This is a genomic window from Shewanella marisflavi, from assembly GCF_023283925.1.
In the GTDB taxonomy this organism is placed as follows: Bacteria; Pseudomonadota; Gammaproteobacteria; order Enterobacterales; family Shewanellaceae; genus Shewanella; species Shewanella marisflavi.
This window is the reverse complement of record NZ_JAKIKX010000002.1, coordinates 417,090-433,076: the sequence shown is the minus strand read 5'-3', so window position 1 is coordinate 433,076 and position 15,987 is coordinate 417,090. Positions and strand designations below refer to the sequence as shown.

The following is a 15,987-nucleotide window of genomic DNA, read 5'->3' as shown; positions in this document are numbered from 1 at the left end:
TGCTTGATTAACTCTTTGGCAATAACCCCTGTTGTTCTTGCTTGTTAAAGCCTGGCTCGTCAAATAAATCCCTGTTCTTTTTCTATCGATTTCACTGCCAAGCGACAATTCTGCTTGTGAGTCGCGTTTGTAACCTCTTTGTCAACAAGCTGATCTATAGTCTGGCCTGTTCTAAGGATCAGCACTGCAGCAATTTGGGCGATAAGACTCAAATGCTGCCGACTCAAACACTAGCCGAACACTAGCCGAACACTAGGTTAATGGATAAATTTAGGGGTTAATATGTTTACCAAAGCAAGTGCGCTTGCCTTGGCCATTGGTGGTGCCTCCACCTTTGCTCAGGCCGCAGACGATTTGATTATTTCAGAATATGTAGAAGGCAGCAGTAACAACAAAGCGGTCGAACTCTACAATCCTACCGATGCCAGCATAGAGTTAAGTCAATACCAGCTCGAGTTTTACTTCAACGGCAGCAGCAGTGCCGGGTCTAACATCGCACTGAGCGGTAGCCTGGGGGCAGGTGAAACCTATGTTATTGCCGATAATGATGCCGGTGGTGAGATATTAGCGGTTGCGGATCAGCTTAGCAGCGCGAGCTTTTTCAATGGCGATGACACCTTGGTGCTGCGCAAACAGGGCGAGGTGATCGATAGCCTAGGTCAGTTGGGGACAGATCCTGGCTCAGAGTGGGGCAGCGGCGAACGCTCTACCCAAAATAACACCTTAAGACGCAACCCCGAGCAGTTGATTGCCGATACTGTGCTCGATGACGCCGTTACCCTGGCGACTTGGACCGGGCATGCTCAGGATGATGTTAGCGATCTTGGTCAGTTTGCCTATCAGGGACCAACAGAGCCAACTGATCCAGTTGAGCCGCCGCAATCTCTGGTGTGTCATGATCCGGCGACCTCAATCTCCGCCATTCAGGGCAGCGGTGATCTCAGTCCTGTCAACGGTCAGAGCGTGACGGTAGAGGCGATAGTGACCAGCAATCAGGAAGCGGGCCTGAAGGGACTCTTCCTGCAGATGGCCGATAGTGAAACTGATACTGATGCGACCACCTCTGAAGGGGTGTTTGTCTATTCAGGCGGTCAGCTGGGTTATCAGGCGGGCGATCGTATTCGACTGACCGCTTTGGTTAAGGAGTATAACGGTCTGACTGAGCTGACTAATGTCAGTGAGCATACCTTGTGTGAAACCGCACAGCCGTTGCCGACAGCCGCCTCGATAACTCTGCCTCTCACGCAAAGCGGTGATTTAGAAGCCGTTGAGGGGATGCGGGTGAGTTTCTCACAAAATCTGGTGGTCAATGAGGTCTATAATCTGGGCCGTTATGGTGAGATCTTACTGGGAAGTCGCCGTCATTTCATCGGCACTCAAGTGGCCGAGCCCGGCAGTGACGCGCTGGCGGTCAGTCAGGCCAATGCACTGGACTCTGTGCTGCTTGACGACGGATTGACCGCGCAAAATCCAGATCCTGTTCGCTATCCCGCCCCTGGGCTGAGCAGCGATAACACTGTGCGGGTGGGCGATGCTGTTACCCATTTGAGCGGTGTAATGCACTATGGCTTTGGTCAGTATCGCCTGATGCCAACCGATACGGTGAACTTTGTGGCCACCAACCCAAGAACCGTTGAACCTGTGCTCGCGGCGGGGGGAAACCTTAAGGTAGCCAGCTTTAATGTACTGAACTACTTTAACGGCGACGGACTCGGCGGTGGTTTCCCAACGGCTCGCGGCGCCGATACGCCAAGCGAGTTTGCCCGTCAGCGCGCAAAGATCATCAGCGCCATGACAGCTATCGATGCCGATATTTTCGGCCTGATGGAGATAGAAAATGATGGCTTTGGCAGTGAATCTGCCATTAGTGATCTGGTCAGCGGCCTGAATCAGGCAGTAGGCGAGAGCAGATATCAATTTGTTTCTGTCTCAACGCCGACCATAGGCACAGATGCCATCACAGTGGGCATGTTGTATCGCAGCGATCGTGTTATGCCTGTGGGTGAGGCTAAGGTGCTCTCCAGTGCCAATTCGCCGCTCGATGAGCAAGGAAACACGCTGTTTAACGACGCCAAAAGCCGCCCGACCTTAACCCAGGCATTTGAGGTCCTTGGTGAGGCTAAGCAGCTTGTGGTGGCGGTTAATCACCTTAAGTCTAAGGGCAGTGATTGTGTTAGCCTGGGAGATCCGGATCAAAACGATGGTCAAGGAAACTGTAATCTGACGCGCACCCGCGCTGCAACCGCCCTAGGTGCTTGGCTAGCCAGTGAGTATGGCGAGCTGCCGACCCTGGTGATCGGTGACATGAATGCCTATGCCAAGGAAGATCCTATCGATGCCCTGCAAAGCGCCGGTTATGTCGAGCTGTTCGATCACTTAGGTAAGTCAGGCGCATACTCGTATGTATTCTCCGGTGAAAGCGGGCAGTTAGATCACGCTCTGGCCAATGCTCTGCTGGCGGATCAGGTGGTGGATGTGACCGAGTGGCATATCAACACAGATGAGCCTAGATTGCTTGACTACAACGAGGAGTTTAAGTCGTCAGCTCAGATTGAGTCGCTTTACAGCTCAGATGCCTATCGCTCGTCGGATCACGACCCGGTCGTTATCTCTCTATTGCTTGAGCGTGACACCCTAGCGCCGGTGGCGAGTTTTAGCCAAACGCTGAAAGGGCGCAGCGTGAGCCTAATTAGCACGTCACAGGATGAGGATGGCGAGATAGTCTCTTATCAGTGGGATTTTGGCAACGGTGACAGTGCCACGGGAGAGCAGGTGAGTTATCAGTTTGCCAAGGCGGGTGAATATCCCATAACCCTGACAGTGACAGATAATGATGGCCTGAGCCATAGCGTCACCCAAGTGGTCAAGGTACAGGTCAAGCGTAAAAAGCCTGTCGCCGTGATAGAGCATCTTGATCTTTGGTTTATGGATCTCTTTATCTCTCTAAGCTACGACACTGACGGTGAGCTGGTGTCGCAATCTTGGAAATTTAACGATGGTAGTAAGCAAAAGGGGCCTGTGGCCGTCAGTTTTGGCCATAGCGCCAGTAAGGTCAAATTAACGGTTAAGGATAACCATGGCTTAAAAGGTCAGGCAAAGTTGGCTTTCTAATAGCAGCTGTTTTAAACGGCCACCTTAGGGTGGCCTATTTTTTGGCGTAAAATTTTATAATAAACTGATTTTATTCGATATCTAATTCACTTGCTGATTGCTAATAGCTAAAGGTTTCCATAGGCCCTGTGTTAGGTAAAAATGTTCTTAACAATAATCATTTCTATTATCATAAGCTTGGCGGTAAGCCTCGTCATTACTGGGCTGGCGCCACTTTTCTGGCCAACGGGTGGGCTAAACTTAATGTCGAATCCGAGGAGAGTAAGCTTATGGATAGCTATCAGAGATTATTAGTGGTTGTAGATGAACACGATTTTAGCCTAAAGGCCGTATCTCGGGCTGTATACCTGGCCAGTAAAACCCATGCGGTCATCATTGTGATGATGTTAGAGCACAGCCATTTTGTTAACCGACTGGTGGATACCTTCGAATCTGAAAATAACGGTGAGCAGTTTCAGCCACAAACCAAGGAGCGCAAACAGAGTTGTCTCACAGCCTTTATTCGCCAGGCGGCGCAATCAGGCCTGAATATTTCTAAAGCATCGATCGCCTGTCATTCCAGCGATGATGTGCTGCAGTTTTGCGAAGACTACAGGGTGGATGCGGTGATCTTGGCGGCGTCACGGCATAAGCTGTGGAACTGGCTCACCATCAAACCTTTGGATGTGCGTTTGATCCGCGAATCTTCACGTCCTGTGGTTGTGGTTAAAGATCACATCTGGCATCCGGGAGGCCATATCCTGTCATTGGTAGAGCCCTGTGCCGATGATCTGATGCACAAAGAGTTAAATGAAGCCGTGCTGCAGACCTCTGAGCATTTCTCTGAGTTACTATGTGGCGATTGCCACCTCATTGATTGCTACTATGGTGATACACCCAGTATCTCATTTCATCAGACGGTATCGCCTGCTAACGATGAGCACTTCCATCTGCAGCAGATGTCTCAATATTCGAGCCGTTATCATCTCCAGCCTGAAAATACGCCCAGTAACAAGCATATTCACCTGACTAAATCTTTGCCGGAAGATGCTATTGAGTCGTTGGCGAAAGAGGTGGATTCTGAGTTGGTGATCGTTGGCGATACAGGTAAGACTGACCTGTTTTCAAGCCTCTGTGGTAACGTGGGGGAGCAAGTGATCGATAGGATCCAGTGCGATCTTCTGGTGGTGAAGGCAAGAGGTATCGGCGCCATGCAGTGAGTTAGGCCAGCGACAGCGTGTCGCTGGCTAACCTATTACTTTTTAATCCATTTGCCTTGCGGTGTTTGGATGTAGTGTCCCTTATCGGCAGCCGCTATCGCTTTTTCTGCGGCTAGTTTGGCAACATCATCGACGCTTATCTGGTTCTTAAGAGCGATCTTTTCATAGTGGGCCTTGCGTTTGGCATTGACCGACTTGGCCAGCGCACTGGCTTCGCCGCTATTAACCACCACACCTAAGTAGCCATTTATCTGCTCACCCACTAACCCCTGCGCCTTAGCGTCTTGTAGTGAGATTGCAAAGGCATTGAGGCTAAGAAGAAGTCCGGCCATCAAGACAAGTATTTTGCTTTTCATTTGAATCACCTTATACCTTGATTAGAAGAGTTCATCGTTGTTAATCAGCTCATCGAGCTCTTTATCAACCTTAATCTTGATCTCATGTTCAATCTTAACATTAAGGTTGATGACGATAGGCTTCTCTGGTGGCTCTATCTTCACCGTTGGCGTGCAGCCACCAAGGAGCAGCAGGCCGGTTAGCCCTAGGGTCATGGTTGGCAAGGTTAGCAATTTTTTCACTGTGCTTCCTTAATCTGGTTGATGGTGAGCTTAGGCTTATGAAATTAGAATACGCTGGGCAATATGACCATAAGCTGAACGTTTACTTGAGGTTAGTTTGCCATCGCGCGTTCAATTTCAGTCTGCAGTCTATCACCTATTTGTAAACTCTTGAGTAACTGCAACATATTTTCTTCCTGAGCGTAGTTCAAATGTATGGGGCGTTCAATATCCTTGGCCCGACCCTTGACCTGTACTTTTAGTTGGGCATCGCCGTTGGGTGCCATGTCGAAGCTACTCGACAGCTGGGTATAGTGCAGCTCCTCCAGTGCCGAGAAGGCGAAATCCAGGTAGGGCTGCGACACGCGCATCTGTACTACGGCGGGATTATCGTCAACCTTGATCAAGCCGCCGGGCGCTCGGGCCGCCAACTGGCCATTGTTAACGCTAACCTTGCCCTGTTCGAGACTGACTGGCAGTACGCCATCGAAGATGCCGTCGGCGTAAATCCCGGTTTGCGGCTGCGCGGCGAGCAGCTGTGCAAGATCCATCCCCTGCAATACCAGGTAGGCTGAGGAGGGGGCGCCAAGATTCAGGTTGAAGATGGGCAGCAAGATCTCACCGCCCAGCGTTTTGGCGGTGCCATTAAGTTTCACATCCGCGCCGTTAAGGCCTATGCTGGCGTCCAGCCCTTTGCCAATATCGAGTTTAAAATTGGCATTAGCATTAAGATCCGTGAGTAACACTCCGGGATTAAAAGCGGCGACCTTAAGGTTTATCTGCTGACAGTTTACCGCCGCATTGAGCCCATTTACCTTGTTATCATTGCCTGTTAGCTCACACTGGGCTGTGAATTGGGCTTGCTCAAATGGCAGTGCCTGAAAGCTGCCCTCGCTTATCTGCATGCTTGGTGTTAACGCCATAGTGAAATCCAGGCTATCTTGTTGCCAGGTTAGATTATGAGTGCCTTGTAGCTGGGCATCTCCAATCAAGAGTAGCTTGGATGGCATCCCCCTGAGACGAGAGAGGCGCGCCACGATAGCGTTGGCGTCATTGAGCATATTGAGCTGCCCGGTGAGCTGCTGTGGCTGTAGTGCCTGAGAGAACAGCATCTGGTGCTGACTCTCAAAAGGCAGCTTGTCTAACAGCCAGGATTCTTTGGTTTCTAGTCGGTAACTTGGCTGCTCATTTGGATTTTCGATCAAATTATTTGATTGCTCAGAGGTCAGCCCCCGCCATTGAATCGCTTGATTGAGACTCGCTTCAGGCAGGGAGTATAAGGTCTTTCTGCGCAATTTATTGAGGCGCATGCCCTGCTGCTTGAGGGTTAATTGGGTCAGCTTATAATCAAGCTCACTCTGCCAGGGCGTATTAAGTAATGTCTCTAACGTCAACAGACGGATTAGGTTTTCGCCTTGCTCGTCTGCCGATCTGTTGTCTCCTGCCTTGAGGTCAATCGCTTTTGTCTCAAGGGTCAGATGCTCAAGCTGCAGTTGATTACTCAGTGCCTGGCCCTTGGCATCTAGCGTTTCCTGACTGGCTCCCAGGGAATTAATGGCAAGCGTTAGGGGAGCAACATGCACTTGTTTTTGGCTCAGGGTTAATCCCTGCTGGGCGCTAAAACTCAGGCAGCCGGCATTTAGCTTTGCAGCTTGCCCTGGCTCGTTAAGTTGTGGTGATAGGGTGAGAATATCCAGCTTTGATAACTCAGCGGTTTGCAGCGCGCCATGACGCAACTTGATGTGGCCAGCGCCAAGGGTCGTGCTTGTCTGCGAGCTGATCAGGCTCGCCATGGCGGCGGGCTCAATGGGCGCTGCGCCCTGGCGGGATGAGTGCGTTGACGGCCAGCGAAGCCGATGCTTAGCCGTTTTGATATTCACCGCTTGCCAAGTCAGCTCAAGTTCTGGGTCTGCACCGGTTTGAAGTTCGAGCTTAAGGGGCGAGGGGAGCTCTGCGTCGATACCGCTTGCGCCTACCTCTAGCTGTCGATGATTAAAGCCGGGCTCGGATAGACTCGCGCTGCCACTTACGCTCAAGACGATATGTTGATTTTGGTGGGCTGTGTCTTGCTCACCACTAATACTGCCCGCCAAGGATATTTGAGCCTTTGCTAGCGATAGACGGTTCATGCTGGCGCCTGCGCAGTGGCCATCGACTGGATTGTCGGGGGGCAGTGCGATGCAAAGCGCTTGGTTAACTTCGCCTGATACTTGCCAATCTGCGCCTAAGCGCCAGTGAGTGGCAGGCGCAGATGTTGGCGCTGCGCCTGTCGCTGTTTGCATCAGTTTGCTCAACTCAAGGTCGCTCAGCTTGGCCGTGAGCTTATTTTCACCAAGGGTTAGGCTTGCCGTCATTGCGGTAAGATTCAGGCGCTGGTGGGCAAGGTTGTAATCGAATGCTACTTTTCCAGTCTCTGTCTCTGCTTGGCCCAAGTCGAGTGTTAGTCTTATCTGAGGCTCAGTTGGTTGAGAGCCATTCCCTAAGAAATCAGCGCCTTGTGGCGTCAGCTGAGTTAATAGACCATTGAGCATGGGGGAGTGACTGCTGGCAAGTGGCTGAAATTGTTCGGGGCTCAGCGCCAGCTCTAATTGCGTCGGTGCAAGCGATAGCTGCAGATCGGTTAAGGGGCCTTTCAGATCAAGCGTTATCCCCCTGCGCATGTTAGTCACATCTGTGATTTCCAGCTTGAGCGGATGCTTAAGCGGCTGGCCGCCAAGCCTGGCAAGCGCTAGCTCAAGGTCGCTGAGTTGGTGGCTAGAGGTCAAGCTCCCCTGGGCAAGATCAAGCTGCATCTCTGAGTCGAACTTGCCCCTTAGGAACATCTCCTCGGTTAATATCCTTTTCAGCTGGTGCAGGGCGATGACTGACGCGCTGCTTTGGGTGTTGAGGGGCGATAAACTGGAAAGCTCTGTAACAAGCTTAGAGAGGTTATCAAGATCCATTTGGCTGGAGAGCTGCCAGCGGGTCTTTTCAAGCGTCGCATTGAGGGTGAGTAGCGGCGATTGATAGAAACTCAGTGCGCTTGTTAATCGCCCCTTATCATCAAGATTGAGGTAATCAAGGCTCAGCCCCAAAGGCCTTGCTATTGCTCCACTGCTTAGCGCCTGCGTCTTGAACGTCACTCGGCCTATGGCTATCTGAGGCAGCTTGCTGAGTTCCAGTGCGCCGGTGGCCGAGTCATCTTGTTGCGCGCCCATGCGTTCAAAAAAGTCTGTGGCGAGGTCTACCTCGATTTGGCGAATCGCCAGTGAGTCGAGACCTTGTAGCCCCATAGGGCCATCTAACCAGTTTGGCGTCAGTTGAAGCTGCAGATCATGCAGTGTGACCAGGCTGTTGTGGACCCTAAGTTGCAGCAGGGGGAGGCGAAGATGAACCAAATCACTGGGAGTGAGGTGCAGAGAGACAATCTGCACGCCAGCATCTTTCAGATATGGGTTGAGCAGGCGCTGAGTGAGGCTGGCCAGTTGTGATGCCGCTATGCCCAACAGGAGTACGAGCATCAAGGCGATACCAAGAAGCAAGGTTTTGCTGGGTCTAAAAAGGCGTCGCCACATCTGTCCTTGTCTCGAGGGTGGTTAGTTACTGCTTGAGTTTATCATTGATTAGCGCCGCGAGGACAGAGACTGCGGCGCTTCTTAAGCGTAATCCTAAGGCGTTATCCTTAGGCGCTTGGTTGCCAGCGGATATGGGTGGCCAGGGTGTGAGACTCACCAGGGGCCAGCGTGACCTTGTCGTCCAACACATTTGCGGCCTCAAGACAGACCATGGTCAGATAGTCCTTGTCATTAAAACGAGATAATCGTTTCGACTTATCTATCCAGGGATTCCACAAGATGGCCGAGTGACTGTTTTCACGGCGTACTTCTATGGTGCCGTTTGGCGTATGTAGCAGTTGGCAATCCCCCAGTTGGCTGTAGACTCTGTCCGTTTCCCGGTCAAAGCGTACCTCATCGCCATCCTGAGTGTAGGGGCCTTCACCAAATTCGATATAGTTCGCGCCACTAAAGCCACTGGCTTTGAGCTGATGAATATCCTCGATGGGAAAGTAAGTGTGCAGTGCTTGCGTCAAACTAAAAGGCGTCTCGCCAAGGTTGGTGTTAACCAGTTTAACGCTCAAGCTGTCGCTTAAGTTGAAGATGAGTTCAACGCGGCTCTGGTGAGGCCAATACTGCTTATCTGCATCATCGACGGTGAGACTGAATTTAAGTTCTACCGCTTGGTCTTGCATCTGTACTGCATCGAGTTGCCATAAGCGAGTGCGGGCAAATCCATGTTGTGGCCATTGGGGATTTTCATGCATGCCGAACCAGGGCCAACAGACGGGGATACCGCCACGAATGCCACTGCCGGGCTGGAAATCGTCGGCGCTGGAGACCCAGAGTAAAGGTGCTTGGCCTTTTGGCTGAAAGCGCTCTATCTGTGCGCCCTGCATAAAGATACGTGCTTGACAGAGATCGGTATCGACCTCGACATATTCGAGTCCTTGGGGATGTTTTTTAATGGTCACTGAACCCATATTGGCTCCTCATGGTTTAAGGCTTGGGCAGGAAAAGTCTATAACGACTTAGCTTACAGAGTTTTGTGCTTCAGGATAAGTATGACCTTGATTGTTTTTACGGTTTTGCTGTTTTGTACTGAAAACAGCGTGCCGATAGGGCTGTTTTTTTAAGCCGATTTGGGTAAAGTGGTCGGAGCACTATTGTTGAGTGAGCGCTAAACTGCTCAACTGTACCTGTTCGTTTTGGAATTCGACAAATAGAAGGAAAATGGAATGCCAATCTATCAAGCTCCACTGCGTGACTATCAGTTTATTCTCTCTGAACTCCTTAATGTGTATCAGCGTGATGATCTTCAGGGATTTGACGACATCGATGCCGAACTTGGCGACGCCATCTTACAAGGCGTCGCCGACTTTACCACAGAGATCATGCTGCCCCTTAACAGCGTGGGCGACCTTGAAGGCTGCCAACTGGTCGACGGCGAGGTAAAAACCCCAGCAGGGTTTAAAGATGCCTATCGTCAATATATCGATAATGGCTGGGCGACGCTGACTAGTAACCCTGAGTATGGCGGTCAAGGGCTGCCTGAATGTATCGGGGTGTTTGCCACCGAGATGAAGACGGCGACCAATATGGCCTTTGCCATGTATCCGGGGTTGACCCATGGGGCCTACGCCGCGATCCATGCTCACGGCAGCGAAGCGTTAAAGGCTAAATACCTTGAGAAGCTAGTGTCGGGTGAGTGGACCGGCACAATGAACCTTACCGAGGCTCACGCCGGCACTGATCTGGCGCTACTGCGCACTAAGGCCAAGCCTGTTGGGGAAGATACCTACGCGATTACGGGGGAGAAGATCTTTATCTCTTCGGGCGATCATGATCTGGCCGATAACATAGTTCACCTGGTGCTGGCGCGCTTACCCGATGCGCCCGCGGGGGTGAAGGGGATCTCCCTGTTTGCCGTGCCTAAGTATCTGATTAATGACGATGGCACCTTAGGTTGCCGCAATGGCGTCGAGGTGAGTGGCCTAGAGCATAAGATGGGGATCCATGGCAACTCTACCTGCGTCATGGTGTTTGACGGGGCAATCGGTGAGCTGGTGGGCGAGCCACATCAAGGCCTAAGAGCCATGTTCACCATGATGAATGAGGCCAGACTCGGGGTGGGGGTGCAAGGCTTGGGTGTGTCTGAGATCGCCTATCAAAATGCCTTAAGCTACGCCAGGGATCGCCTGCAAGGCCGTGCATTAAGTGGCGTGAAGGCTAGCGAGTCTCCCGCGGACCCGATTTTGGTACATGGCGATGTCAGGCGCATGTTGATGGCGCAAAAGGCCTTTAATCAGGGGGCTAGGGCACTCATGGGCCAGCAGGCGCTTTGGCTCGATGAGTCTCATCGCCACCAGGATAAGACCCAGGCGGCCAAGGCGGCGAAACTGGCAGCGCTGTTTACCCCAGTGGTGAAAGGCTTCGTTACCGATCAAGGCTTTAAAGCCTGTGTCGATGCCCAGCAGGTTTACGGCGGTCATGGCTATATTCATGAGTGGGGCATGGAGCAGTTTGTGCGCGACAGCCGCATCGCCATGATCTACGAGGGAACCAATGGGGTTCAGGCCTTGGATCTGGTGGGGCGTAAGTTATTGGGTGATAGAGGGGAAGCGCTCGGCATTTGGTCTGAGATGGTGAAGCCATTTGTGGCCGAGCATCTCTCAGATGAGACGTTGAAACCCTACCTGCTGCCGTTGATGGAGGCCAGCACAGATCTTGAAAAGGCGACCCACTTTATCGTCGAAAACGGCGCCAAACAGCCCGACATTATCGGTGCAGCGTCCATGCCCTATATGCAGATCTTAGGGATTGTAGCCCTGGGCTGGATGTGGGCCCGCATGGCGGTAATGGCTCAGCAGGCACTTGAGCGTGGTGAGGATCAAGCCTTTTATGCCAATAAGCTGGTGACGGCGACATTCTACATGAACTACTGGGCACCTCAGACCTTGAGTCTGCGCCGCCAGATAGAGCGCAGTAGCCAGCAGTTATCTGAGTTGGTCGATAGCGACTTTGATTAACAGTAAAAAGGGCCGAGAGGCCCTTTTTTATGGCTAGCGTTTTGTTCAAAGCTTAAGGTCTAAGCTTAACTTGCCTGGCACTAGCGGCTAAAACATTAGCGGTTAAAATATTAGCCTCTGAAACCTTAACCTCTGAAACCTTAACCTTTGAAGCCATAGCCGCTCAAACCTTAGCGGCGGAAATGGAGCAGGCGATTGTTGGCCGGCATCGGATGATCGGCGATCAGGCTCAGACCCGCCTCATTGGCCAGTGTGGTGATCCATTCAATGTCGCGAATACCACTGTGAATATTGCGGTGTTTTAGCCAGATATCGAATTGGCGATTACTCTCGCTGGTATATTGATTGTCATAGTTAAAAGGCCCATAGACACAGAGTGAGCCCTTATCGCTTAAGTGACGATCGACGCCTTTAAAGAAGTCGACAACCATGGCCTGACTCATGATGTGCAGGGTGTTTGCGCTGAAGATGCCGTCGATCTCTGCCTGTTCAAGTGGCCAGGGGGCGGTAACATCCAGTGCCATCGGAGGATGGATATTCTTACCGCCTTGCAAGGCGATGCGCTCGCTTAAGGGACCTAGATACTCTGCTTGATCACTGGGATACCAGGTAAGATGCGGCAGGTGCTGGGCAAAAAATACCGCGTGCTGACCTGTACCACTGCCTATTTCAAGTACCTGACGGGTTTGGTTAAAGCTCTGTTTGAGCACGGCCAGGATAGGATCTTTGTTGTTTTCGCAAGATTGGGAGTAGGGAAGTTGACTGAGCGACATGATGCAAATGATTGGTGAACTGTGATTGCCAATCTACGCTATTTTGCGTTCTGTTCGCAAGCCAATAAAAAAGCGCCCAAAGGCGCTTTTTTTTAGGTAGGAACCGTTACTTGGCAACAGGCTCTGTGGTCAAGTCGATACGATAGACGGCAAAGCCTAGCGAATCAGGCTCAGCAAGTTTCTCCATCTTACGTAGTTGGTTTTCGCTGATGAACTTGTCGGCTTTGTCGCTGTTTTGCGTTTCGAAACGAATGTCCAGCGCAACTTGGGTATTGATGGTCTTAAAGTCCCAGTTGTAGTCGGCACGTGGGTCAACCATGTCATCATAGCCGCCCTGATCGTTTGGCTTAGACTGCGCCGTGATATAAGCCGCTAACGCCTCGCGGTTGGTGTCAGGCAGTTCCATCACAACATAATCAGAACCCGTACCGGCAAATTTACCGCCAAAGGCGCGGTAGTTATTAGATGCCACGATAAATTCCTGACTGTTTAGCGCTTCACCTGTGATCACCTCACCGTCAGGTGTGGTGTAGGCAAGATCGACGATGCGATTCGCATTTTCGTTGCCAGCAACGATTGCGCAGTCGCGGTCAAACTTACTCGGCTGGGTGACATCAATCTTATAGGTTACGCCATCGATCACATCGAAGTTGTATGTTGGATGGCCATTCCAGTTGATCAATGATTGTGGCGCACTCGACGCTGGGTCAATCTGGTTGAACTGGTTGGCACTACATTCTAGCCAGTCTTTCAGTTCGACACCTGTGAGCTTCACCGCCACCATAGTGTTAGGGTAGAGGTAGAGATCGGCTGCGTTCTTAAAGGTTAGATCGCCAGCATCAACCTGAACAAATTGCGAAGCATCGGCCTCGGTCGCATGGCGACCACCTGCTTTAAAGGGGGCTGCGGCTGACAGTACAGGGATCCCTTTTAAGGATGTTGGTAGCTTGGCCGTGACCTGTGCAATTTGCGCGTCGGACACTATCTGCACCGTTGGATCATCCTGCACTAAGGTTAGGAAGCTGTACATCTCGGCGGCGGCGACACCAATAGGTTCATCGACAAAGGCCAAGGTGCCCTGGTGTTCCAGCTCAACCGCATCGTGAATGTCTTTATCTGCCTGAACTAACTCGACTTTGTTGGCACCGTCATAGATAGGGCGTGCTTCGGTTTGTGCATCGGTTACCGACCAAGCGCCATCTTTGAGGGTGAGTTTAAGGTCAACCACCCCTAAGTTATCGCCCCAACGGCCAGGCATGACGGCTGCTACGCCGTTGAGCAAACCTTTTTCCACGTCGGTATTAGGCAGATCGGCATAGTTGGCATGAGGGAAGATCGAGTGGCTGTGACCAAACATGATGGCATCGATGCCTTCAACATTGGTGAGTGCGAACGTGGCATTCTCAGCCATAGGATCGCCAGGGTTTTCTGATGAACCTATACCTGAGTGAGGAATGGCGATGATCACATCGGCACCTTCAGCCTTCATTTTTGGCACGAAAAGCTTGGCGGTTTCGATGATATCTTTGGCTTCAACCCTGTCCGTCAGGTGCTGCTTATCCCACAGCATGATTTGCGGCGGTACAAAGCCGATATAGCCAATCTTGATTGTGTGTTCGCGGCCTTCGGTATCAATAACCACTTTTTCTTTGATCAAATAAGGCTTAAATAGGTTTTCGCCGTTTTTGACATCATTCCAGCAATCATCTGCCGCGCAGTAGACGTTAGCGTTGATATAAGGAAATTCTGCACCACTTATCGCCTTTTCAAGGAAATCCAGGCCATAGTTAAACTCGTGGTTACCAATATTGCCAACATCATAGTCTAAGGTATTCATTGCCTTATAGGCAGGGTGCACGTCACCCTCTTGTAGACCGACTTTGGCCATGTAGTCGCCCATTGGACTGCCTTGTAAAAGGTCGCCATTGTCGACTAATACAAAGTTGGGGACTTCTTTACGGGCTTCATGGATCAGGCTGGCGGTACGAGCCAGACCAATCGTTGGATCCACTTTTGATTGATAGTAATCAAAGTCCATGATGTTGGTATGCAGATCTGTGGTTTCCAGAATTCTCAGATCGACACTTGCCGTGGTGATTTTGTCATCATCGTCATCATTCCAGCTACAGGCGCCAAGTCCGACTGTCGATGCGATAACAACTGCTAATAGTTTTTTATTAAACATAACCATCAATCTCTATTATTATTTTTGACCCCGAAGCCAACCTAGTTAGCTTCATGTGTGAACTTAATCACATCAGCTCTTTATGATTAGAGCTTTTGCTTCAAGTTCGGGCTCAATTATAGATAGATGATATGTAAAAACTATGACATCTAACGTCCTTTAGGTATCAATTTGTATCGAACTGCTGCTTGTTTGTTCGGTTAGCTTGCGATGTGTTATTCCATTGTTAATTAAAGGTATTTTGTAGGTGTTTTATTCGGTTTGTAAGTTAATGCTAAAAAAGCTGCATCAGTGGTAGGTAATGTCGCTATACATAGGAGCCAACTTTGCGAGTAGGGCATTTCTTGTTGAGATCGGAATATTTTGCTGCTTCATTGCAGCGATCAGATGGCCAACAATAGCATCGAAGTCAGCTTGGGTAATATTGAGTCCTTGGTGGGAATTAAACATTGTTTCACCTTGATAGTTGCAGTCCCCGCCGGTAACGACACATAGATGCTCAATAAATCGCTGCCTAAAAATCGCAATGTCAGTTTGTTCAAAGTGGTGACGAATGAGTTTATCGTTGGCAATATTGGTTAAAAAGTTATCGGCGATAAGGGTGATCCCTTCTGTTTTTCCCAATTGCTCGTACACAGTGGTGTTACTGCTAGCACAAGCTGTGAATATCAATACTAAGCTAACTAGCATGACCATAAAGGGAAAGCGGTGTGGTTTACTGTGCTGGTTTATATGTCTAATTAGGTTCATCACAAGGCTCCTTCAATCGAGATATACCAGCCTTGCTGATTTTCATAGCCAGCAATGCTACCAAGGTCCGTATAGGCCGTGACGACCGAAAGGTGCTTATTCACAAACCAAGCGAGAAAGATATCCTGCCAGTCGTTTTCGGTAGCGAAGCTGAGTTGATCTGGCTTTTGCCGATACTCGTAACCGATAGCCAAGTTATCGGTGAGCAAGAGTGCGGCTGAACCTTCAAATACCCACTGATAACTGTCGTCTTTAGTGTTGCCAAAGCCCAAGAGGCCTATTTGGTTGGCTTTTGTGGCTCTAACGGTCGCGTTGAGTAACAGGTTTCTTCCTGCGATGGCATCGAAAAAAAGTTTGCTGGCCGCTACATAGGCATCTAATCCTGAATCATCTTGGGCGCCTACAGCCTGTGGGATGGTAAAATCATCGACCCGTTTATATTGCAGCCCAAGGGTCAGTTGAGGTATTGCGCTATATAATAACTCGCCAGCCAATTTGTATTTTACGCCAACAATATCTTGTCCCAGCTCACCACCTAAACTGTCTAAATCGAAGGTTTGTTTGGCAATACTGAATTCAAATCGATTATCGATAGCTAAAGATGCACCCACCACGCGTAAACTAAAATCATCGACCGATACCGAGGTCAGCATTGCGGTCGCGGACCATTCGCCGCTACTGGCATAACCATTAATCACCGCCCAAGGAACGATACCGCCCCCCGCGCTGCCCTCTATGGTACTCGCGCCCCCTGTTGCGATGACTTTACTTGTCTTTGCCAGTGCGCCGCCACTTAATAGGATGAGCAGTATTAACGAGGAGGCAGTTCTTAATTTCCACATAGAGGCAC

General features: G+C 50.5%; 11 protein-coding genes. 3 read left to right on the top strand and 8 right to left on the bottom strand.

The window, feature by feature from the left end:
• Window positions 1-282: 282 nt before the first annotated feature.
• A complete protein-coding gene (locus L2712_RS06750) occupies window positions 283-3,111 on the top strand; it encodes an ExeM/NucH family extracellular endonuclease (RefSeq protein ID WP_248977288.1) in 2,829 nt (942 codons plus the stop codon).
• Between the two features lie 269 nt (window positions 3,112-3,380).
• Entirely contained in the window at window positions 3,381-4,310 is a 930-nt protein-coding gene (locus L2712_RS06745) for a universal stress protein (RefSeq protein ID WP_140946885.1), read from the top strand.
• A gap of 35 nt (window positions 4,311-4,345) precedes the next feature.
• On the opposite strand, the gene L2712_RS06740 is transcribed toward L2712_RS06745, so the two are convergent.
• The 4 genes from L2712_RS06740 to L2712_RS06725 form a co-directional block, all read right to left on the bottom strand.
• Window positions 4,346-4,666: a YdbL family probable chaperone protein gene (locus L2712_RS06740; RefSeq protein WP_248977287.1), complete on the bottom strand. Its 321-nt coding sequence runs from the start codon at window positions 4,664-4,666 to the stop codon at window positions 4,346-4,348.
• Between the two features lie 21 nt (window positions 4,667-4,687).
• Window positions 4,688-4,861, bottom strand: a complete 174-nt coding sequence (locus L2712_RS06735) for a YnbE family lipoprotein (protein WP_081953769.1) — start codon at window positions 4,859-4,861, stop codon at window positions 4,688-4,690.
• A gap of 119 nt (window positions 4,862-4,980) precedes the next feature.
• Window positions 4,981-8,421, bottom strand: a complete 3,441-nt coding sequence (locus L2712_RS06730) for an intermembrane phospholipid transport YdbH family protein (protein ID WP_248977286.1) — start codon at window positions 8,419-8,421, stop codon at window positions 4,981-4,983.
• Window positions 8,422-8,528: 107 nt separating this feature from the next.
• Window positions 8,529-9,383, bottom strand: a complete 855-nt coding sequence (locus L2712_RS06725; protein ID WP_248977285.1) for a D-hexose-6-phosphate mutarotase — start codon at window positions 9,381-9,383, stop codon at window positions 8,529-8,531.
• Between the two features lie 255 nt (window positions 9,384-9,638).
• Between L2712_RS06725 and L2712_RS06720 the strand changes: the two genes are divergently transcribed.
• The gene (locus L2712_RS06720) at window positions 9,639-11,429 is read left to right on the top strand and encodes an acyl-CoA dehydrogenase C-terminal domain-containing protein (RefSeq protein WP_248977284.1); all 1,791 of its coding nucleotides are present in this window, start codon (window positions 9,639-9,641) and stop codon (window positions 11,427-11,429) included.
• Window positions 11,430-11,599: 170 nt separating this feature from the next.
• On the opposite strand, the gene L2712_RS06715 is transcribed toward L2712_RS06720, so the two are convergent.
• From L2712_RS06715 to L2712_RS06700, 4 genes are all read right to left on the bottom strand, one after another.
• Window positions 11,600-12,202, bottom strand: coding sequence for a DUF938 domain-containing protein (locus tag L2712_RS06715; protein WP_248977283.1), 603 nt, complete (start codon window positions 12,200-12,202; stop codon window positions 11,600-11,602).
• Between the two features lie 106 nt (window positions 12,203-12,308).
• Window positions 12,309-14,387, bottom strand: coding sequence for a bifunctional 2',3'-cyclic-nucleotide 2'-phosphodiesterase/3'-nucleotidase (locus L2712_RS06710; protein WP_248977282.1), 2,079 nt, complete (start codon window positions 14,385-14,387; stop codon window positions 12,309-12,311).
• Between the two features lie 288 nt (window positions 14,388-14,675).
• Window positions 14,676-15,137: a group I truncated hemoglobin gene (locus L2712_RS06705; RefSeq protein WP_248977281.1), complete on the bottom strand. Its 462-nt coding sequence runs from the start codon at window positions 15,135-15,137 to the stop codon at window positions 14,676-14,678.
• On the bottom strand, window positions 15,137-15,979 hold the full coding sequence (locus L2712_RS06700; RefSeq protein ID WP_248977280.1) for a DUF3034 family protein: 843 nt from the start codon (window positions 15,977-15,979) through the stop codon (window positions 15,137-15,139). The genes L2712_RS06705 and L2712_RS06700 overlap by 1 nt, the downstream gene beginning before the upstream one ends.
• Between the last annotated feature and the right edge of the window lie 8 nt (window positions 15,980-15,987).